The following is a 20,416-nucleotide window of genomic DNA, read 5'->3' on the forward strand; positions in this document are numbered from 1 at the left end:
TTGAGTCACTCCTGGCTGCGTGTTTGTTCACTCAGCCTGAAGGGATTTAGCGCCAATAAAAAACCAGACCATGAGGGCTTCGGCACTTCTGCCGGGGCGTCATGGACTGGTCGCCTGCTTTGATTTTGATGTCTCCCTGTGCCGTGAACCCGCCATCGCCGCGTCATAACAGGCCCTTCCTGTCTTTTACCGTCAGAGGGTGTTTGATGATGATTCAAGCCGTTCACGCAGCTATTATTTGCGTAACATCTCAGAAACAAATTAAAAACACATAAAAAACATAAAAACTCAGACCTCATCAAAATATAACCACGTGCTCATCTTTCGTTCTAAAACCGCCGATACACTCCAATTATCAACTGAGCCTCACCCTACTTTTTATAACGACCTATAAATAAATCAGGAGATAAAATGGCGATCGCGATCAAGGATATCAGCGTTAAAGATATTCGTTTCCCAACGTCCAGAAACCTCGATGGTTCTGATGCGATGAATGCAATATCTGATTATTCCGCAACGTATGTCACCCTGATAACCGATCGGGAAGATTTAAAAGGCTACGGACTGACGTTTACTATTGGCCGGGGAAACGATCTCTGCGTCAGCGCAGTTAAATCATTAGCCGAATTATTTGTGATTGGCCGCACGCTGGAGGAAATTACCGCTAATTTCGGCCAGTTCTGGCACGAGCTGGTTTCCGGTGATTGTCAGCTGCGCTGGGTCGGTCCGGAAAAAGGCGTTATTCATTTAGCCACCGCGGCAATTATTAATGCGCTCTGGGATTTATGGGCGCGTTCGGAAAATAAAACCGTGTGGAAGCTGCTGGTGGATATGAAGCCGGAAGAGGTGGTGAAGTGCATCGATTTCACCTACATCACCGACGTGTTAACCCCGGAAGAGGCGCTGACCCTGCTGCGCCGCGTCGAGAGCGGCAAAGCGCAGCGCGAGCAGGAGATGTTTGAATACGGCTTCCCTGGCTATACCACCGCCGCGGGCTGGCTGGGCTACTCGGAAGAGAAGATGCGCCAGCTGGCACGCCAGGCGGTTGCCGATGGCTGGACGCACCTGAAGCAAAAAGTCGGAGCCGATCTGGAGCAGGACATGCGGCGTGCGGCCATTCTGCGTGAGGAGCTGGGCTGGGACCGCAAGCTGATGATGGACGCCAACCAGATTTGGGGCGTAGACCAGGCCATTGCGGCCATGCGCAAGCTGGCGCAGTTCGACCCGCTGTGGATTGAGGAGCCAACCAGCCCGGACGATATTCTCGGCCATGCGGCGATTAAGGCGAGAATCGGTGATATCGGCATTGCCACCGGCGAGCACGCCCACAACCGCGTGATGTTCAAACAGTTCTTCCAGGCCGGCGCGATGGACTTTTGCCAGCTCGATCCCGCCCGCCTCGGTGGGCTGAACGAGGTGCTGGCCGTGGTGCTGATGGCGGCGAAATTTGGCGTGCCGGTTTGCCCGCACGGCGGCGGCGTCGGCCTGTGCCAGTATTCGCTCAATATCGTGCTGTTCGATTATATTGCCGTTTCCGCCTCGCTGGAAAACCGGGTGCTGGAATATGTTGACCACTTACATGAAAACTTTGAAGAGCCTTTAGTGATTAAACGCGGAAGATATTATCCGCTACAGCAACCGGGCTACGGCGTGAAAATGAAACCTCAGACCTTACTGGATTATTCATGGCCTGACGGCCGCGAATGGTTAAATTAAAAACCTCTCATTATTAATCCTGTCAATTTTCTGCTATCCCGCCATGAAATAATGGCGGGATAGTCAGAATGCCTTATGACGTTATTATCGAAGAGACCGACTGCATAACACTCAACGTGGAAGCACTCCTATGAGTCAGACTGAAGATGATAAAGTTGTTAATTCGGCAGTACGTAAATCTATTATCCGCCTGCTGCCGTTTCTGGCATTAATGTATGTAATGGCTTATTTAGACCGTGCCAATATTGGTTTTGCCAAAGAGGCATTCCAGGTGGATACCGGTTTAAGTAATGCCGCCTACGCGTTTGGTGCCGGGGTGTTTTTTATCGGCTATGCGCTGTTCGAGGTGCCCAGCAACATTCTGCTGTATAAAGTCGGTGCCCGGGTCTGGCTTTCCCGCATTATGGTGACCTGGGGGCTGATCTCTGCGGCGATGATGTTCGCCCACGACGAGAAAACCTTTATCATCCTGCGTTTCTTCCTCGGCGCATCGGAAGCCGGTTTTATGCCGGGCGTGATGCTCTATCTCACCTTCTGGTTCCCCCTGAACGTTCGCGCCAAGGTCGCCGGTTATTTCTGGTTTGGTCCGCCGATCGCCTTTATTCTCGGCGGCCCGGCATCCGGCGCGCTGTTAACCATCCACGGTATGTGGGGCTTGCACAACTGGCAGCTGATGTTCCTGGTTGAGGGATTACTGGCGGCGTTCGTTGGCGTGGTAGCTTATTTCTATCTGGACGATAAGCCTGCCGATCGGCGCTGTAAGTTCCTTAACGAAGAGGAGAAGCAGGCCCTCAGTCGGGTAATTGAAAAAGAAGAGAAGGCCAAGGTGAACCACGGCCCGCAGGGTATCCTGAAAGCCCTGTGCGATCCGCGCGTGCTCTATCTGTGCATGATCTGCTTTACCATCCAGGTGGGTTCCTACGGGATTGCGTTCTTCCTGCCTTCGCAGGTGGCGGCCCTTTCCGGCCAGAAAGTCGGCTTTATCGTCGGCGTGCTGTCCGGTATTCCCTGGCTTTGCGCTCTGTTTGCGGCCTGGTATATTCCGCACCTGTCGACGAAGCGCAAAGAAAGGCGCTGGATAGGCACCATTACCCTGCTGTGCGGCGGCCTTGGCGTGGCGCTGTCGGGGATGTTAGCGGCAACGCCGGTCTGGGCATTTATCGTGCTGTGCATCGGCTGCGCGGGCCTGCTGGCGGTGCAGCCGATCTACTGGACCTTCCCCACCAGCTATCTGGGCGGTGCGGCGGCGGCATCAGGAATTGCACTGATTAACTCGCTGGGCAATCTGGGTGGTTTCGTTGCGCCAAATATCCGCGTGTGGGCCGAAAACACCTTCAATTCTCCGGCGGCGGGGCTGTATCTGCTGGGTGCAATCGCCATTGTCGGTGCGCTGATGCTGTCCGGGGTGTTCCGCATCGGCATCCGCCGCGATCTGGACAGCCCGGCACCGGATATTCAGCGGAATGCGCCAGCGGAAAACAGTGCGACGCTGACTTCGGGCTCGCTGAAGTAACGGAGGCTTAATGATGTTAAAAACCACGCTATTAAATTATTAATATGCGTGGTTATTTTATTCTTGACCGCATAGGGATCTAATTGATCTGTGCCAACGTCAAACTCACTGTGCCAGAATAAAATGCAGAGTTTACCAGTCTATAAGGATATACAGATGCCAATCCCTGCTTACATGTGGCTTAAGGATGACGGTGGCGCGGACATAAAAGGTTCTGTTGATGTTCAGGCTCGTAATAGAAGCATTGAGATAATTGGATTATCGCATGGTTTGTCACTACCGGTTGATCCTGCAAACGGAAAAATTACGGGGCCTCGCCAGCATTCGTCCATGTTCGTTGAAAAGGAAATTGACAGCTCGTCGCCTTATCTGCAACGTGCCGTGGCGACTGGACAGACGTTGAAAAGTGCCGAAATTCGCTTTTATCAGATCAATTATGCCGGTCAGGAAGTTTGTTATTACATCATCATATTGGAAAATGTAAAAGTTACGGGGGTCAATACCTCTGTACCAAATGTTAAGACATCTAGCTCACAGCTAAATCATATTGAAAATGTCAGCCTTCAGTATGAGAAAATCACCTGGCGTTATGTTGATGGTAATGTGCAGTTTTCTGATGCCTGGAATGAACGGTCTACTGCTGGTTAAAAGGTGCAATGCGCCGCTTTTATGGGCGCATTTTTTTATCTAAATGCCGTTGTTTACAGATAGTTGAAAATGCTTTTGTTAAAAACAAATAAAGTGGTATTGTCAATGTCATCGTAAGTAAAAAGTTTAGATAAAAGTAAACATTATCAATATCTTCAGCGGAAGAGCTGTCGTTGATGAGAGCTGAAATCTTGTCAGCAGTTTTTAAGCTTACTATGTCATAGAAATATGGTGAGGATAACCGCCCAACAATTAATAGGGTAATTATAAAAATAGCAATTTTAACTATCCTGCGAAGCATGGTTTTCATCTATATCACCACTTCAATTTGCCCGTAGGCCTGCATATTTTTCATGCATGTCACGGGGATCTTACTGGTTCTCAATAGTGCATTTCTGAGCGTCGCATAATCACTATCATGACAAAGAGTTATACAACCGTTAGATATTCTACCAGGGTGTAATCTGAAGTTTCCTCTCCAGACATTATCAAGCCACCTTCCGTCATTAACGTTACCCCAGGAATCAGGAAACAGAGCAAACCACTCGCTGTGCTTAAAACTTGCACCATATAGATAGTGGTTGATCATATCTCGACTAACTTCATTCACCCGTGAGTAAGAAATAAGCCTTCCTTGTGGCCTGTCTACAATCCAATATCTTCCTGGCGGTACAGGTCTTTGAGAGGGTAGTTTTGAACAACTGACCTGGTTTATACAGGAGCCATTTCCTGAGAAAGCCATAAATACGCCAACGCCTGGGACTATCAGTGGGGCTATGTCTGCTCCATTAAGTATGAATTTTCCGTATAAAGACATTGAAACTCCTTGTGATTTTTAAATCTGTTCATATTAACGCCAATGACATTTCTATAGATTGAACCAGAGCAAGGAATTTTCCATTTCTTTTCTTTCGCTACAACCTCATACAGTTTAAAAACGGATTTTTATTTTACAGAAGCGTTGTAAAACTATATCCGCGCAATGCATGTTTTTTTGAGAATCAATAAATGGCTTATTGTGCCTGGATAGTGGACAGGAAAATACTCAGCATGTGTATCAGGTGGCCGAATAGCTGGGAGAAAACCATGAGAATCGTATCCATCTTTAAAAATGGCAACATCCGTACAATACGACTGCCGCGTGACCTTGATTTCGAGGGCGTCAGCGAGCTTGAAATTATCCGGGAAGGAGACAGCATCATTCTGCGCCCGATCGGACCCGGCTGGGGTTCTTTCGCTCAGCTCGAAAAGGCCGATGCTGATTTTTTGGCGGAGCGTGGTGAGGTTGTGGACGACGAAGGACGGTTTGATCTGTGAACAAGATTTACAGACTGGGAAACATAACCCGGATATGCGCTGCTCGGACGAAGATTGCCATTAAAATACCCCGCACGATGCGGGGTATTTTTTTAACCCGGCCGGAACACTTTCGATTTCCGCTCCGGCCAGGCAAAATAATCAGCGAGGCGTATGCTGAGGCACGCGCAACGCTGCTTCCGACCAGCACTGCTGCATTTTGTCCGTTGCCGCCTGGAAGCGCTGCGTCCACTGCTGCAAATATTCCGACCGCTCTTTTTGCTGACGCTCGCGGGTGGACGGATCGCTGCTGAAGGTGCCCCACTGGCTCTGCACTGCCTTACTCTCACTGGTCAGGCTGTCCGTTTCGGCACGGCACTGCGGAATAACGATGTTGTCAAAATCAGCCACCGACACACCGTAATCCCGGTAGATACTTAACATGCGATAGCGGTCATCGCTGCCGTCGGCATAATTTTTAGCGTCATTATACACTTTCATATCCAGCGCCGAGCTGCTGCGGAAATCCATCCCAATCGGCTCAAGCACCGCTGATGTCGCTGTTAAATGGTAAGTTTTCACCTCACCGGCGGCGGAAGGTGCTGCACTGGTCTGCGCATTCACCACCGGCTGTTGCTGGCTGGCGCTCGCCGCTACGCCGGTGCGGCAGTCATACAGATTGGCATCAAATCTTGGCTTCATGCTGCCTTTCACCGAGGTGAAGATAAAGCTGAGGAACCCGTTGGCCTCGCTTTTGCGGTAGAAGGAGGTGGTGCCGTCCTGCTCCTGCTTAACGTTCATAAACTCCTTGCCGCGCGGTGAAATAAATTCACTGTTCATATCACCCAGCCCGTAAAAACGATCGAAGTGGATGATAAAGCTGTCGCCGTTATCGGTGACGCGCAGCCGGTTTGGCTGGGTTTTCTGGTTGGTGATGTACTGATCGATTGCGTCTTTACTGTAGGTGACCTGCACCTGGCAGGAGCGTTCTACTGACGCCTGGCCCGAACTCGCTACGGGCGCTGGACGCTGAGCAACGGGTGCGGCCTGTGGTTCGGGCGCGACCGCTGCCGGTGCAGCAAACTGAGGCTGGCTGCCGGAAACCGCCGCCGACTGTGCGCTGCCGCCGACGATCGCATTCAGGTCGTTCACGCGGTTCACGTAGGCGTTTTGCAGCTCGGTGAATGACGTGGATTTATTGCGAACCTCTTTTAACCACGCCAGCTGCGATTTTCTGATGGCAGCTTTATTGTCCGGGTCCTGCTTAATGGCCTGGCCATATAAGCCGCTCACCTTATCGTCCAGCGCGGACAGCGCCGGGGTGGAACAGATGGTTTGTTCAACGTAGCCGCTGGCTTTATTACAGTCGAAACCGGCAGCGAAAGACGCTGAACTAGAAATAACACTCGTAACGGCTAATGCAGCGAGACTCAATTTCTTATTCATGTAAAGTCCGATTAATATTGTTGTGCTGGCGAAGCGTTATTTTCCAACAGATTCACCATCTGATTTGTTGGAAGACTTATTATTTATACTGACTGGTTTAATGCTGCCTTGCCTTTGGGGATGTGATTTATATCTTTTTAATTCTGTGACTTACGTGAAGATTGCGCTGCTGGACTCTACCATCAGAACACGCCCGCGATTGTATAGTATGCCCGCGTTGCCCCGCCAGATAATTTTACTGAAACGGGTTCTGATCCGGTTGGCGGTCTCACTTTAATAATAAATAGACTTAACGGTAATGACCGAAAACGTATCGGGTGAAAAGGTTTTAATGATTCACCATCACGCAGATAAATAATCAATGCGGGTAGCTAATCCCTTAAGTGGAATATCAATTGATGCAGTAGTTTCTGGTTTCGACCTGCGAGTGATTAATCCGACCAATCCTGGGCACTAAATTGTTAAACGATCAATCCGGAATGCTCATGTTCGCGCTGGGCTATGTCACCCGATCGGTCAGTCCCAGGTTTGGTTCCTGTACCGTCCATTCCCCTCCCCGGCATAATGACCCCGATCACAGAAATCATTTCTGCATTTTGTAATCGATTACTTTTGATCGTAGTTTGTAATCGATTACTTATTAATAACAGGATGAAAATTGATGAAAAATTTGATGGCAACGGTGGGGCTTTTGGCGGCTCTGGGCACGGCGTCGGGCTTTGTTTCAGCGGCGCAGGTGGATGATGAAATCGCGCTGCAAATGTATACGCTGCGCAATGTCGGCACGCCTGCTGAGCAGTTCGCGATGGCGCACAAGGCGGGATTTAAGCACGTGGAGCTGGTCGGCACGCACAATCTGAATGCCGCACAGCTGAAGGCGCTGCTGGAGAAAAACCAGCTGACGGTCACCTCTTCACACGTCCAGCTGAAGGCGCTGGAGCAGGACTATCAGCAAACCGTGGCCTTTAACAAAGCGGTAGGCAACAGCACCATCGTGGTGCCGTGGATTGAACCGCAGGATCGCCCTGACAGCACCCAGGGCTGGATCGACTATGCGCAAAGGCTGGATAAACTGGGCGCGAAGCTGCACAAGGACGGCATCCAGCTGGGCTACCACAACCATAATTTTGAAATGAAGAAGTACGACGGCGTCACCGCGCTGGACATCATCTTTAAGCACTCGCAGCCCGCCAACCTGAAGCTGGAAATGGACGCGGCGTGGGTATCACGCGGCGGTCAGGACCCCGCACGTATTCTGAAAGAGTATCCGGGCCGCGTGTTTGCTATTCACGCCAAGGATAATGCCTCGATCGGCATCCGCGATGACGAAATGAACTTTGCGCCGCTGGGCGAAGGTCTGCTGGACTGGAAAACGATTCTGCCCGCCGCGAAGGCCAGCGGCGTGAAGTGGTTTATCATCGAACATGATAAGCCGAAGGATGCCTGGAGCATCATCACCACCTCGCTGAAAAATCTGCGCGCCGCACTGGAAAGCCTGCCGAGATAACCGCAGCAGAGCGGCACCGGAAAGGGTGCCGCTCGCCGTAGGAACCCGGAGCTGCACCACAGCCTCGATTTTTGGGAATCAGACGCCTCACGGGCTGATGCCCAGCCCGTGAGCCCAACCCATCAGTCGGCGATGCGGATAACGATCTTGCCAAACGCACCGCGTGACAGGTGTTCAAAGGCCTTCACCGCATCACGAAAGTCGTAGACCTGCTCAATCACCGGCTTGATGTTGTGCTCGGTGAGGAAAGGGTTCATGCGGTCAAACGATGAACGCGGCGCTACCGCGATACCCCGGATCGTGGTCTGGCGGAAAATCACCGGCATCAGGTCCAGCTGCGATGTCTGCCCGGTCAGAAAGCCGACCTGAGCGATGGTCCCGGCAACCTTCGTGGCGGCCACCGACTGGTTAATCCCGTTCCCCCCGGCGACGTCGATAGTGATATCAACCCCTTTACCGTCGGTCAGCGCCAGCACGGCGTTATGCCAGTCCGGCGTGGTTTTATAGTTAATCCCTTCATCGGCACCCAGCCGTTTAATCCGATCCAGATTGGCATCACTGCTGGAGGTGGCGATAACGCGTGCGCCATACGCATGCGCAATCTGCGCTGCAAAAACGGAGACACCGCCGGTTCCCTGTACCAGCACCGTCTGGCCCGGTTGCAGGTTGCCGATATCTATCAGCGAATACCATGCTGTCAGTGCGGCAATCGGCAGCGTTGAGGCTTCCTCATCACTCATCGTGTCAGGGGCTTTCACCGCGCTATCCTGGTGAATAATCATATACTCGGCCAGGCCGCCCGGCAGCGGCATTCCAAGGCACCAGTCCGGCTCATCCGCCGCGGGTTTGCCGTCCAGCCAGCGCGAATAGAGGTGTGAATTAACCCGTTCGCCGACGGTGAAGCGGTTGACGCCCTCACCCACTGCCACGACGGTTCCCGAGGCGTCGGACACCGGGATCAGCGGTTTAGGAACCCGGTGTGGTTCATAGAATCCGTCCACGATCGCCTTATCCCGGAAGTTGAGGGAAACCGCCCCCACCTTCACCAGCAGTTCGCCCGGACCCGGCGTTGGCGTTGCCACCTCGGCGAGCTGTAAATTCTCAAGGCCAAAATCTTTCAGTAACCATGCTTTCATTGCTGTGTCTCCACGGTATGCGTTAAGTGGCGGCCATCATAAAAATTGCGCGCGGCGGGAAAAAGCCGTGGAAAAGCACTTCACTGTTATTGCAGGGGAAACAATCCGCCAGGGTATACTTCGCTGTATTGATACCCGGTGGGTGAACGATTTCAGTGGAGAAACCATGCGCGCTAACATGCTGGAACTGATGGCGATTTATGTTCAGGTTGTTGAACTGCGTAGCTTCACCCGTGCGGCGGATGCCCTGCAACTGCACCGCCCGGCGGTGAGTAAATCGGTACAACAGCTGGAAGACGATCTGGGGGTAAAGCTGCTGCATCGCACCACGCGCAGCCTGAGCATGACGGTAGAGGGTGAGGAAATTTATCAGCGTGCTAAAGGGCTGCTGGCCGACGTCGGCGAGATGATGGCCTCGGTGTCGACGGATAAACCGCCGCGCGGCCGTCTGCGGATTGATGCGCCGCTGGCGCTGACCCACGCCATCCTCGTTCCCGCACTGGACGAATTCCAGGCGCTGTACCCACAGATTGAAATCGTGCTGACGGCATCCGATCGCCTGACGGATTTTATTGCGGAAGGTATCGACTGCGTTATCCGGCTGGGCGAACTGAAAGACTCCAGCCTGGTCTCGCGCCACGTTGGCAGCGTAGCGATGGCGACCTGTGCCGCACCGTCGTATCTGGAAAAGTACGGAACACCGCAGACGCCCGACGATCTTGCCAGGCATAAAGCGGTAAATTTTTTCAGCGAGCACAGCCGGGAAATCATGGAGTGGAAGTTCACGGTCAACGGAGAAACGGTTTCACGACGCCCGGCCAGCAGCATGCTGGTTAACAATTCCGATGTGCTGCTGTCCTGCGGGCTGTCCGGCTTGGGGATGCTGCACGCATTACGCGCCGCGCTGGAACCGCATATTCAGGCCGGAAGGCTGACCGAGGTGCTGGCGGAGTACTCCACCGTTGCCAAGCCCGTCTCGGTTCTGTATCCCGATCGCCGCTATTTATCCCCGAAGGTTCGCGTCTTTATCGACTGGTTTAGCGCGATGTTCGCCCGCCAGCACCCGCGTTAACCGCGCACTCTTTTTCACTCACTCCCGCGTTATTTTTACGATATGATTGCCGCCGGTCGTTAAGAACGATAACTATTTTCATTCACATATTCCGTCTCTTTATCATCTCCGCAGAATATGCGGTTGTTGGGAAGCCACTTTGTCAGCGTTTGAGCGTTACTACACCGAACTGTTCCGCTTCCTGAGCGGCAAACTGCGGGACAAACACCTCGCGGAAGAGCTGACCCAGGAGACATTCAGCCGCGCGCTGGCCTCCCCGGAACAGGTTTCCTCGCACCGCGGCCTGCTTTACCATATCGCCAGAAACCTGCTGGTCGATCGCTATCGTCTGCATAAACAACATGAAGATGCGCCGGATGTGGACGCTGACGAACTGCCGGCACCGGGTCACGAGCAGCCCGAAAGCCTGCTGGAGAACCAGCAGTACATCGACCATATCGTTGCCGCCATTGAGCAACTGCCACCGCGCTGCCGCGAGGCGTTTATCCGTCATCGCATTGATGGCCAGTCGCAGAGTGAAGTCGCTGCCAGCATGGGTATTTCAATCAATATGGTGGAAAAACACATTATCCGCGCCATGCTGGCCTGCCGCGCCAGCCGTGAGAGCTGGCGGGATGAACCAACAGGGAAGCCACAATGATGACGCAGGATAAGCAGGCCATTGCCGAACAGGCGATCCGCTGGCTGCTTCGCCAGCAGGAGGGCATGACCCGGGCCGAGCAGGACGCCTTTCAGCGCTGGCTGCAAACCCCGGCACACCGGGCGGAGTATCAGGATCTCTCCGGACTGTGGCAGCAAACGGCGGCCATCCCCGCCGACGCGGTCAGTCATCTGCGCCCTGGGCCGGTTCGCCGCCGCGTCTGGCGGCCGCTGGCGTTCGGCTGTGCGCTGTTGATGCTGGCTGCGGTGCTGTGGCTGCCGCTGCGCGGTGAGTTCGCCGCCCCGGTTTACACTGCCAGCTGGCAGACCGGTCGCGGCGAGATGCGCACCGTCGATCTGCCCGACGGCAGTAAAGTTTCGCTGGATGCCGGAACGCAGCTGACCGTGCGCTATTACCCCGGCCGCCGGGAAGTGGAGATGCCGCAGGGGCAGGCCTTCTTCCAGGTGGAACATAACCCGCAGCAGCCCTTTGCGGTGTTCAGCGGCCCGTCACGGGTGACCGTGGTCGGCACCGAATTCAGCGTGCGCTACCTGCCGCACACCATGAGCGGTGACGGCACCGATGTGGCGGTCCGCAGCGGTGCGGTGCGCGTTGGCCCGCGCGGCCGCTGGCAAAATGGCTGGTGGCGAGCGATGCAGCATCTGCATTTGCCGCAGGCCAGCTCGCATCTGGCCGTGCTGCACGCTTCCGAACGTGCTACAGGTGATGCCGAAGGGCGACTGATCGCACGTACCACCCTGCCCGCCGACAGCATTGCCGCCTGGCGCGATGACCGCATCGTGCTGGACAATACGCGGCTGGATATGGCGCTGGCGGAATTTGCCCGCTATGGCGATGTGTCGATCAAACCGGGATCGTCCGACGTTGCCGCGCTGAGAGTAAGCGGAAGCTTTGATACCGACCGCGCCGAAAGCTTTGCGAAATCGCTGCCGCTGGTGCTGCCGGTGAAAATTAAAACCGTTAAAAATCAGATAACTATCGTTTCATCTGTCGCTGAACGAAAAAATAATTAAAAACGACGTCAGGATTTCGCATCGCGCTGCGTCTTCAGAAGAGAATGATTATTATTCTTCTTAAATCTGGGGATCATGAATGGCCGTTTTTTCTGCTTTACGCGCGTTTCGTACACAGCACCTCGCCGTGGTTATTGCCGCCGCGCTGCCGGTATCCGGCGCTTATGCGGCGGCAACCCTCGCCGTTTCGCTGCCTGCGCAGCCGCTGTCAACGTCACTGAACCAGCTGGCCAGGCAGGCTGGCGTGCAGCTTATCGCCGCACCAGCCTCTCTTGACGGGAAAACCGCTCCGGCGGTATCGGGCCCGATGAGCCTTGAACAGGCGCTGGGACAGCTGCTGGCCGGCAGCGGGCTGGAGTGGAAACTGATCGGCGGCACCGTTTCCGTCACCCCTTCCGCCTCAACCGACGGTACGCTGACCGTGACCGCCAGCCTCAGTAACGCTGCCGCCGTGCCGCAGCAGACTCTGACTGCCACCAAAACCGATACCCCGCTGATTGAAGTGCCGCAGTCGGTTTCAGTGATCACCCGCGAGCAGCTGGATCGCCAGAACGTGCAGACCGTCACCGAGGCACTGCGCTACGTGCCGGGCGTAAAAACCGAAACCTACGGCGTCGATCCCAAGGGCTACGACTGGATTTATATTCGTGGCTTTAACGCCCTGACCACCAATGACTATCGCGACGGCCTGCGCCAGCTGAACAACAGCTACAGCTATTTCCGCACCGAGCCGTACGCGCTGGAACGTATTGATATCGTCCGTGGCCCCTCTTCCACCCTGTTCGGACTGGGTGACGCGGGCGGGATCGTGAATCGCGTCAGCAAAATGCCGGACGCGCGCGGCGTGCATGAAGTGGAAGTGCAGCTGGGGAATTTCAACCGTCGCCAGGCGCAGTTTGATATGAGCGACAAGCTGGACGAGGACGGCGAGTGGCTGTACCGCTTGGTCGGCCTGGCTCGCGACAGCGACACCCAGTTCCAGTATCGCGACGGGCCACACGTGGAAGACAACCGCGTGTATCTGGCGCCCACTCTTAGCTGGATACCGTCGGCGGACACCAGCCTGACCCTGCGCGCCGACTATCTGCGCGACACATCCGGCGGCACCATTGCCGTACTCACCACGCCGGGCGGCAAAGCCACCGACACCCTGCTGGGTGACTACAGCTACAACCGCTTCCGCCAGGAGCAGTACAGCGTTGGCTACGAATTCAGCCAGCAGCTGGCTGAGAGCGTTAAGTTCCGCCAGAACCTGCGCTACGGCCAGACCGATACGATCTTAAACAACCTGCTGCCGGGCAGTCCTGACTTCACCACCAACACCCTGTCGCGCAACGCGATTCGTTTTGATGAGCACATGAAGGCCTTCAATGTCGATAACCAGCTGCAGATGGATTTCAACACCGCGTCCGTCGCGCACACGCTGCTGGCCGGCGTGGACTATAGCTGGCTGGACGGCAACGCCAAGCGTTTTGGTGCCGTTGCCCCGGCGCTGAGTCTCACCAATCCGGTGTACGGGCTGAATATTGCCGACCCGACCTATGCGCTCAACAATAACGATCAGACCACCGCACAGCTGGGCATGTATGTACAGGATCAGATCCACCTGACGGACCAGTGGCTGTTAACGCTGGGCGGTCGCCATGACGATATCAGCATGCGCACGCAGAATAACCTGACCGGCAACACCTCCTGGATCGATAAAGACGCCTGGACCGGCCGCGCGGGGCTGACGTATCTGGTCGGCAACGGCCTGGCACCGTACATCAGCTACGCCGAATCGTTTATCCCCAACAGCGGCACCGACAGCCAGAACCGCACCTTCGATCCCAGCAAAGCGCACCAGTACGAAGTGGGGGTGAAATACCAGCCGGACAGCAACCTGCTGATGACCCTGGCGGCGTTTGAAATCACCAAGTCCAACGTGCTGACCAATGAGCTGGTTGACGGAAGGGCTACCGGCTATCAGGTCGCCTCCGGCGAAGTGCGTTCCCGCGGTATTGAGTGGGAAACCCAGGCGAAGCTGACGGATAACCTTGATGCGCTGGCGTCATACAGCTGGACCGACACCGAAATCACCAAAAGCAACAACGGTGACGAAGGCAAGCAGCAGGCTAACGTGCCGAAAAACATGGCCTCCGCGTGGCTCAACTATGGCTTCCATCAGGGGTTGTTTGACGGGCTGATGCTGAGCACCGGGGTGCGCTACGTCGGCAGCATGTACGGCGATAACGCCAACACCATCCAGGTGAAAAATTTCACCCTGATGGATGCCGGTGCGAAATACCAGGTGAACAAAAATATCCAGGTTGGCGTGAACGTGCAGAACCTGTTCGACCGCCACTACGTGGGGACCTGCGACGGTGATACCAGCTGCTACCCGGGCCAGGAGCGTACCTTCATTGGCTCGCTGAAACTGAACTTCTGATGCCGGAGTTCAGCCGCCGTCACTGTCTGAAAATGCTGGTGATGCTGCCGCTGGCGGCGCGTGCGGGTCTGCCGACGGTGGACCCGCAGCGTATCGTGGCGATTAACTGGGCGGCGGCGGAAACGCTGCTCAGTATCGGCATCACGCCGCTGGCGATTTCCGATACCGGCTATTTTCGACGCCGCATCCCGCAGCCTGTGCTGCCTGCCGGCGTACAGGACATCGGGCCGTTCTGGGAACCGAATATGGAACTGCTCGATGCCCTGCGCCCTTCGCTGATTATCAGCGATGTGCTTTCTGCACCGGTGATGGCAAAAATGGCGGCTATCGCGCCGCTGGAAACGGTATCGGGCTGGTATGCCTCGGGCGATCTGTGGCAGGCGCTGCACAGCTGGACGCAACAAACCGGGCGGCGGCTGGGCGCGGATGCTGCGGCCGCGCGCTGGCTGCAGCAGGTGCAGGTAACCATGCGCGAACTGTACCTGCGGCTTGAGTCACGCCGTTCGGCACGGGTACTGGTAATGGTGCTGGATCAGGACGGTAAGCACGCCACAGTCTACGGCAGCGGCAGCCTGGCGGATGCGGTTATCCGCCAGCTTGGCCTGCGTAACGCCTGGCAAAAAGCGGTCAACGCCGCCCGTATTGCCCGCGTACGCATTGAGGAACTGGCGGATCTGCCCTGCGATCGGCTGTTCTATACCGAATTACCCACCGCGATGACGCGGCTGATTCGAAGCAGGCAGCCCGACGGCCTGTGGCAGCAGTTACCCTTGTTTAAAAGTGACCGCGTCACGCATCTGGAGAGTTTTTTCCCGTTCGGCGGCCTCGCCACCGGGCTGGCGCTGGCCGGAGTGATAACCCGGGCGCTGGAGGCGGAGCAATGAAATCGACGACCGCCGCCGTTATTCTGCTTCTCTGTTTCACCGCCGCGCTGGCCTGCGTGGCAATGAACTATTTCGCGCTGGTGGCACGCTATCCGACAACGCTTGCTGCCCTGTTACTGGACCAGAGCTTCCTGCCGCGCGTTGCGGTCAGCCTGCTGTGCGGCGCGGGCCTGGCGCTGGCCGGACTGCTGTTTCAGCAGGTGCTGCAAAACCCGCTGGCGGAACCGGGTACGCTCGGCGTGGCCGCCGGGGCAAATCTGGCGATGTCGGCCGCGCTGGTCTTCGCGCCCGGCCTGCTGGCGCTGGGCCTGCCCGTTCTGGCGCTGTGCGGCTCGGCGCTCGCCGTTTTGCTGCTGATCAAGCTCACCTCCGGCCGCCGTTTTGCCCCGCTCAGCGTGATTCTGGTGGGGATGGTGCTGAGCCTGTACGGCAATGCGCTCAATACCCTGCTGGTGCTGTTTAATCATGATTATCTGAGCGACCTGTTCAGCTGGCAGGCCGGTGCGTTAACCCAGAGCGGCTGGCGCAGCGGCATCCTGCTGGCGATCGCACTGTGCGCTGCCCTGCTAATCAGCCTGCTGCTGGTCAGGCCGCTGGCCGTGCTCAGCCTGTCGGAACAGCAGGCCAGCGCGCTGGGGATCTCGGTGGTGAAGGTGCGCATTGCGGCGCTGAGCGTGGCGGTGGCGATCGGCGCCATTATCACCAGCCAGGTGGGGATTATCGGTTTTATCGGCCTGGCCGCCCCGGCCATCGTCAGGGCCAGCGGCATCCGCCGTTTTCTGCCTCAGCTGATCGTCACGGTGCTGACCGGTGCGGTGATGCTGACGCTGGTCGATCAGCTGGCCCTGCGCTTTTCCCCCGCCGCCGGGGATATTCCGGCGGGGGCGGTCACCGCGCTGCTCAGTACGCCGCTGCTGCTGGTGCTGCTGTTACGCCAGCGGGTGACGGGTTCACCGACTGTGCAGCCTGCCGCCCCGGCGGTCGCCGGTTTTAAAACCCGCCAGCTGGGCATTCTGCTGCTGCTGTTAGCGCTGGCGCTGCCCGCCTCGCTGTGGCTGAACCGGGAACCGCCGGGCGCGCTGAGCTCACATCTGCTGGCCTGGCGCTGGCCGAGAATGACCGGCGCGCTCTGTGCCGGCATGATGCTGGCCTGTGCGGGCGTACTGATCCAGCGGCTCACGGGCAATGTGATGGCCAGCCCCGAGCTGACCGGCATCAGCAGCGGTGCCGCGCTGGCGGTATTACTGACCGTGCTGTTCACGCCGTTGCCGATGACCTTTATGCTGCCCTCGGCAATCGTGGGCAGCCTGCTGGCGATGCTGCTGCTGTTCCTGTTTGGGGCTCGCAGCCGGTTTAATCCGCAGAAGGTGGTGCTGATCGGCCTGAGCCTGACCAGTCTGGCCGGGGCGCTGAATACGATCCTGATGCTGAGCGGCGATCCGCGTGCGCTGATGCTGCTGAACTGGAGCACCGGTTCAACCGCCGGGATTAATGCGGACATGGCCGTTGAAGCCCTGATCGCCGCCGCCGTGCTGTGCCCGCTGGCGCTGGTGATGCAGCGCTGGCTCCAGCTGTTAGGCCTGGGGCAGCTCACCGCACAGTCGCTGGGTATCCATTTACCGCGCACCAACCTGCTGGTGCTGTTGCTGATATCCCTGCTCACCGCCGCCGGAACGCTGCTGGTGGGGCCGTTAAGTTTTATCGGCCTGCTGGCTCCGCAGTGCGCCAGATCGCTGGGGGCGCGGGCTCTGCGCCATCAGCTTTGCGCCGCTGCGCTGATTGGCGGAACGCTGATGGTGCTGGCCGACTGGCTGGGGCGCAATATTGCCTGGCCCTGGCCGGTTTCCGCCGGGCTGCTCACTGCGTTTATCGGCGCGCCCTGGTTTTTATGGCAGTTTTCCAGGAAGTCCAGCCGCTAGGCTTTTTTGAAATAGTGATCGGTGAGGATTTCCGCGCCGTCATCGATCGCTTTCAGAATCAGCTTCTCACAGGTTTCAGCATCACCCGCCTCTAACGCTTCCAGCAAATGGTCGTAGTTGTGGTGCCCCTGCGCCATCTCCGTTGACTGCGGGTAGAGATAGTTAAAGCAGGGACCAATCTGTACCCACAGCTGCTCGATGATCGCTTCCAGCGCTGGCATCTTCGCATAGCCGTAAAGCGTAAAACGAAATGCACGGTTGGCTTCCAGCGCCATTTCAACGTCACCGCTCAGTTTGGCCTGCATAAAGCGCGCACAGAGTTTTTTTAGCGCCGTCAGCTGTTTTTTCGTCACGGCCGTCGCGGCAGACCTCACCGCTAAACCTTCAAGCTGCTTACGGATCAGCGTGATCTCCTGATAGCGTTGCAGCGTGATTTCCGGCACCAGAAACGCCGCCGCGGGCGTGGCGTCCAGCGCGCCCGCAGAAACCAGACGCAGCAGCGCTTCGCGCACCGGCGTGATGCTGGTACCCAGCTGTGCCGCCAGATCGCGGGTCACCAGCCTGGCACCCGGCTTGAGTTTCCCCACAATCAGTGCGCTGCGCAGCGTGGATTCCACCTGCGCGGTGAGACTCAGTCGCTGCGCTTTTTCCATCTCAATCATGCTTTTTAGTCCTTTCCCGGATATCGCAAATGGTTATTTAATTTTAATGTTTTATTGCTATTCAGCCTGACTATAGGATATATCATGTATTACAAAAACACAGCATTGTCCTCACAGTATTCACTCTTTTCACTACCTTGCCGATGGCAATTTGGGAAAACGTTATGAGACTACCTGCAGTGAAGTTTGCCACTACCGCATTGCTTATTGCTCTGCTGCCTGCCGGCGTGCAGGCGACGGAGATTACCATTGGCCAGGCGGCCTCCGCCACGGCAATGGACCCCGGCTTTCTGAAAGAATCCGCCACCCTCGTGGATAATATTTTCGATACTCTGGTGCGCCGCGGTGACGATATGTCGCTACAGCCGGGCCTGGCTACCGAATGGAAAGCGGTGGACGCCACCACGTGGCTGTTTACCCTGCGCCCGGGCGTGAAGTTTACCGACGGCGAGCCGGTGAATGCCGAAGCGGTAAAATTCTCCATCGACCGTATTCTCGACCCGGCAAACCACGCCCCGACCATCTCCTACATCCGCACGATTAAATCCGTTGAGACGGTCGGCGACAATCAGGTTCGCATCATCACCAACGGCCCGGACCCGCTGCTGCCAACGCGGATGAGCCGCTATCCGGCCTATATCGTCCCGCCTGCCTACGTGAAAAAAGTGGGTGCCAGCGAGTTTGCCCGCAAGCCCGTTGGCAGCGGTGCCTACAAGCTGGAAAGCTTTATCCCGGATGAAAAAGTGGTGATGGTCGCCAATGACGCCTACTGGCGCGGCAAGCCGGCTATCGATCAGGTCACCTGGCGTCCAATCCCGGAAGCCACCGCGCGCCTGACTGCGCTGCTGACCAGCGAAGTTCAGCTGATTGAGAACGTGCCTGCCGACCTGGTTCCGGCGCTGAAAAACCGCCCGAACGTGCAGCTGGAGCAGGTGAAAGGCGGCGGCCTGACCATCTATCTGGGCCTGAAAGATGAGGAAAAACCGCTTAACGACGTGCGCGTTCGCCAGGCACTGTCGCTGGCGCTGAACCGCCAGGCCTATACCCAGCAGTTGCTGCACGGATTTGGCACACCGACCGGCACCACCGCCGGTGCCAATGACTTTGGCTATCTGCCGGTTCCTGCCACCGTACAGGACGTGGCGAAAGCCAGGTCCCTGCTGGCGGAAGCGGGTTACCCGAACGGCTTCACTCTGCGCTTCCAGGCACCGCGGCGCTATATCGCCAGCGCCGATGTTGCCCAGGCCATCGTGCAGGATCTGGCGGCCATCGGCGTGAAAGCCCAGCTGGAAGTGCCGGAATGGTCGGTCTACACCCAGCAGGTCGCGGCGCAGAAACAGGCGCCGGTTTATATGCTGGCCTGGGGTTCAACCCAGACCCTGGATGCCGACGCCGCGCTGTTCCCGATCCTGCGCAGCGGCGAGCCGTACTCCACCGTGCATGATGCCGAACTCGACAAACTGCTGGACCAGAGCCGTCAGATTGTTGATCCCGCTGCGCGCAAAAAGGTGCTGGAGCAGATCCAGCAGCGCGTCGCCGAACAGCAGCCGCTGCTGCCGCTGTATCGGGAAGACACCCTTTACGCCCACAGCGATTCGCTGGTGTTTAAAGGCCGCGTGGATGCCCGCATCCCCCTGTATGACCTGAGGCTGAAATGATCGCACCGACCGCCGTGCTGCGCCGTCGCCCGAGGCGACTGATCTATGGTGATGCCGTGATTGGCGCGACCCTGCTGATCGCGGTTATCGCCGCAGCACTGCTGTCGCCGTGGCTGCCCCTGCCCGATGCGTTAAGTAATAATCTGCTGGAAATCTTCCTGCCGCCGGGTAGCCCCGGCGCGCAGGGCACCCACTGGCTGGGCACCGACCAGCTGGGCCGCGATCTGCTGTCGCGCATACTTTCCGGTACGCGGCTGTCGCTGCTGGTGGTGGTGCTGGCGGCGCTGATCGGGGCGGTGATTGGCACCACGCTGGGGATGATTGCCGGCTACCTCGGCGGCTGGGTCGATGCGCTGCTGATGCGGCTGATCGACATCCAGCTGGCCATTCCGTTTATTCTGCTGATTCTGCTGGTGATCGCGCTGATGGGGGCGTCGCTGACCAATATTATTGTGATTATGGGCTGCACCAGCTGGGCGATTTATGCCCGCGTGGCCCGTGCCAAAACGCTGGAAATCCGCGAACTGGAATATATTCAGGCGGTGCGGGCGATGGACTTCTCGACCCTGCGCATCCTGTTCCGCCACATTCTGCCGAATCTGTTTACTCCGCTGATCGTCCTGCTGACGCTGGATATCCCACGCCTGATCGTGCTGGAAGCCTCGGTCGGTTTTCTCGGCATGGGTATTCAGCCGCCGACGCCGACGCTGGGCAATCTGATTGGCGAAGGGCGCTCTTATATGCTGCTGTCTCAGTGGCTGGTGCTCTATCCGGGGCTGGTGATTGCCGCCCTGGTAATCGGCTGCAATCTGCTGGGCGATGCCCTGCTGCGCCGCACGCATACGAGGCTGGATTAA

At 56.8% G+C, this 20,416-nt stretch carries 18 protein-coding genes; 13 read left to right on the forward strand and 5 right to left on the reverse strand.

What is annotated here, in order from left to right; translation table 11 throughout:
- The first annotated feature begins 411 nt into the window (after window positions 1–411).
- The 3 genes from IBT46_RS06275 to IBT46_RS06285 all read left to right on the forward strand — a co-directional run bounded on the left by IBT46_RS06275 (window position 412) and on the right by IBT46_RS06285 (window position 3,877).
- On the forward strand, window positions 412–1,716 hold the full coding sequence (locus tag IBT46_RS06275; protein ID WP_200544898.1) for an enolase C-terminal domain-like protein: 1,305 nt from the start codon (window positions 412–414) through the stop codon (window positions 1,714–1,716).
- 130 nt (window positions 1,717–1,846) lie between these two features.
- Window positions 1,847–3,229 (forward strand): MFS transporter, encoded by a 1,383-nt coding sequence (locus tag IBT46_RS06280; RefSeq protein WP_200544899.1) that lies wholly within the window; start codon window positions 1,847–1,849, stop codon window positions 3,227–3,229.
- A 156-nt stretch (window positions 3,230–3,385) separates the two neighbouring features.
- On the forward strand, window positions 3,386–3,877 hold the full coding sequence (locus tag IBT46_RS06285) for a type VI secretion system tube protein TssD (protein WP_200544900.1): 492 nt from the start codon (window positions 3,386–3,388) through the stop codon (window positions 3,875–3,877).
- A gap of 19 nt (window positions 3,878–3,896) precedes the next feature.
- Here IBT46_RS06285 and IBT46_RS06290 read toward each other — a convergent pair whose 3' ends face one another.
- Window positions 3,897–4,187, reverse strand: a complete 291-nt coding sequence (locus IBT46_RS06290; protein ID WP_200544901.1) for a hypothetical protein — start codon at window positions 4,185–4,187, stop codon at window positions 3,897–3,899.
- On the reverse strand, window positions 4,188–4,694 hold the full coding sequence (locus IBT46_RS06295) for a DUF2778 domain-containing protein (protein ID WP_200544902.1): 507 nt from the start codon (window positions 4,692–4,694) through the stop codon (window positions 4,188–4,190).
- A gap of 269 nt (window positions 4,695–4,963) precedes the next feature.
- On the opposite strand from IBT46_RS06295, the gene vapB reads away from it, so the two are divergent.
- Window positions 4,964–5,194, forward strand: a complete 231-nt coding sequence (gene vapB, locus IBT46_RS06300) for a type II toxin-antitoxin system VapB family antitoxin (protein WP_200544903.1) — start codon at window positions 4,964–4,966, stop codon at window positions 5,192–5,194.
- 141 nt (window positions 5,195–5,335) lie between these two features.
- Here the strand turns inward: vapB and IBT46_RS06305 are convergent, their stop codons facing one another.
- Window positions 5,336–6,619: a lysozyme inhibitor LprI family protein gene (locus IBT46_RS06305; RefSeq protein WP_200544904.1), complete on the reverse strand. Its 1,284-nt coding sequence runs from the start codon at window positions 6,617–6,619 to the stop codon at window positions 5,336–5,338.
- A 661-nt stretch (window positions 6,620–7,280) separates the two neighbouring features.
- Between IBT46_RS06305 and IBT46_RS06310 the strand changes: the two genes are divergently transcribed.
- Window positions 7,281–8,126, forward strand: coding sequence for a sugar phosphate isomerase/epimerase (locus IBT46_RS06310; protein WP_200544905.1), 846 nt, complete (start codon window positions 7,281–7,283; stop codon window positions 8,124–8,126).
- A 122-nt stretch (window positions 8,127–8,248) separates the two neighbouring features.
- Here the strand turns inward: IBT46_RS06310 and IBT46_RS06315 are convergent, their stop codons facing one another.
- Entirely contained in the window at window positions 8,249–9,262 is a 1,014-nt protein-coding gene (locus IBT46_RS06315; protein ID WP_200544906.1) for an NAD(P)-dependent alcohol dehydrogenase, read from the reverse strand.
- 166 nt (window positions 9,263–9,428) lie between these two features.
- Here IBT46_RS06315 and IBT46_RS06320 point away from each other — a divergent pair, with 166 nt between their 5' ends.
- From IBT46_RS06320 to fhuB, 6 genes are all read left to right on the forward strand, one after another.
- A complete protein-coding gene (locus tag IBT46_RS06320) occupies window positions 9,429–10,334 on the forward strand; it encodes a LysR family transcriptional regulator (protein WP_200544907.1) in 906 nt (301 codons plus the stop codon).
- A 139-nt stretch (window positions 10,335–10,473) separates the two neighbouring features.
- Window positions 10,474–10,974 carry an RNA polymerase sigma factor gene (locus IBT46_RS06325; RefSeq protein ID WP_200544908.1) on the forward strand — a complete coding sequence of 167 codons (501 nt, stop codon included), beginning with the start codon at window positions 10,474–10,476 and terminating at the stop codon, window positions 10,972–10,974.
- Window positions 10,971–12,008: a FecR domain-containing protein gene (locus IBT46_RS06330; RefSeq protein ID WP_234479996.1), complete on the forward strand. Its 1,038-nt coding sequence runs from the start codon at window positions 10,971–10,973 to the stop codon at window positions 12,006–12,008. The genes IBT46_RS06325 and IBT46_RS06330 overlap by 4 nt, the downstream gene beginning before the upstream one ends.
- 79 nt (window positions 12,009–12,087) lie before the next feature.
- Window positions 12,088–14,436 (forward strand): TonB-dependent siderophore receptor, encoded by a 2,349-nt coding sequence (locus IBT46_RS06335; protein WP_200544909.1) that lies wholly within the window; start codon window positions 12,088–12,090, stop codon window positions 14,434–14,436.
- Window positions 14,436–15,320, forward strand: a complete 885-nt coding sequence (locus tag IBT46_RS06340) for an ABC transporter substrate-binding protein (RefSeq protein WP_200544910.1) — start codon at window positions 14,436–14,438, stop codon at window positions 15,318–15,320. Before IBT46_RS06335 ends, IBT46_RS06340 begins: the two co-directional genes overlap by 1 nt.
- Complete coding sequence (gene fhuB / locus IBT46_RS06345) at window positions 15,317–17,239, forward strand: Fe(3+)-hydroxamate ABC transporter permease FhuB (protein WP_200544911.1); 1,923 nt, start codon at window positions 15,317–15,319, stop codon at window positions 17,237–17,239. The genes IBT46_RS06340 and fhuB overlap by 4 nt, the downstream gene beginning before the upstream one ends.
- On the opposite strand, the gene IBT46_RS06350 is transcribed toward fhuB, so the two are convergent.
- Complete coding sequence (locus tag IBT46_RS06350; protein ID WP_200544912.1) at window positions 17,236–17,901, reverse strand: GntR family transcriptional regulator; 666 nt, start codon at window positions 17,899–17,901, stop codon at window positions 17,236–17,238. The two genes, fhuB and IBT46_RS06350, sit on opposite strands and share 4 nt — an antisense overlap.
- Before the next feature lie 164 nt (window positions 17,902–18,065).
- On the opposite strand from IBT46_RS06350, the gene IBT46_RS06355 reads away from it, so the two are divergent.
- Both IBT46_RS06355 and IBT46_RS06360 read left to right on the forward strand, forming a co-directional pair.
- Window positions 18,066–19,559 carry an ABC transporter substrate-binding protein gene (locus IBT46_RS06355; protein WP_200544913.1) on the forward strand — a complete coding sequence of 498 codons (1,494 nt, stop codon included), beginning with the start codon at window positions 18,066–18,068 and terminating at the stop codon, window positions 19,557–19,559.
- Window positions 19,556–20,416: an ABC transporter permease gene (locus tag IBT46_RS06360; RefSeq protein ID WP_105591785.1), complete on the forward strand. Its 861-nt coding sequence runs from the start codon at window positions 19,556–19,558 to the stop codon at window positions 20,414–20,416. Before IBT46_RS06355 ends, IBT46_RS06360 begins: the two co-directional genes overlap by 4 nt.

The sequence above is a fragment of the Erwinia sp. S38 genome, assembly GCF_016624545.1.
Taxonomy (GTDB): Bacteria; Pseudomonadota; Gammaproteobacteria; order Enterobacterales; family Enterobacteriaceae; genus Erwinia; species Erwinia coffeiphila.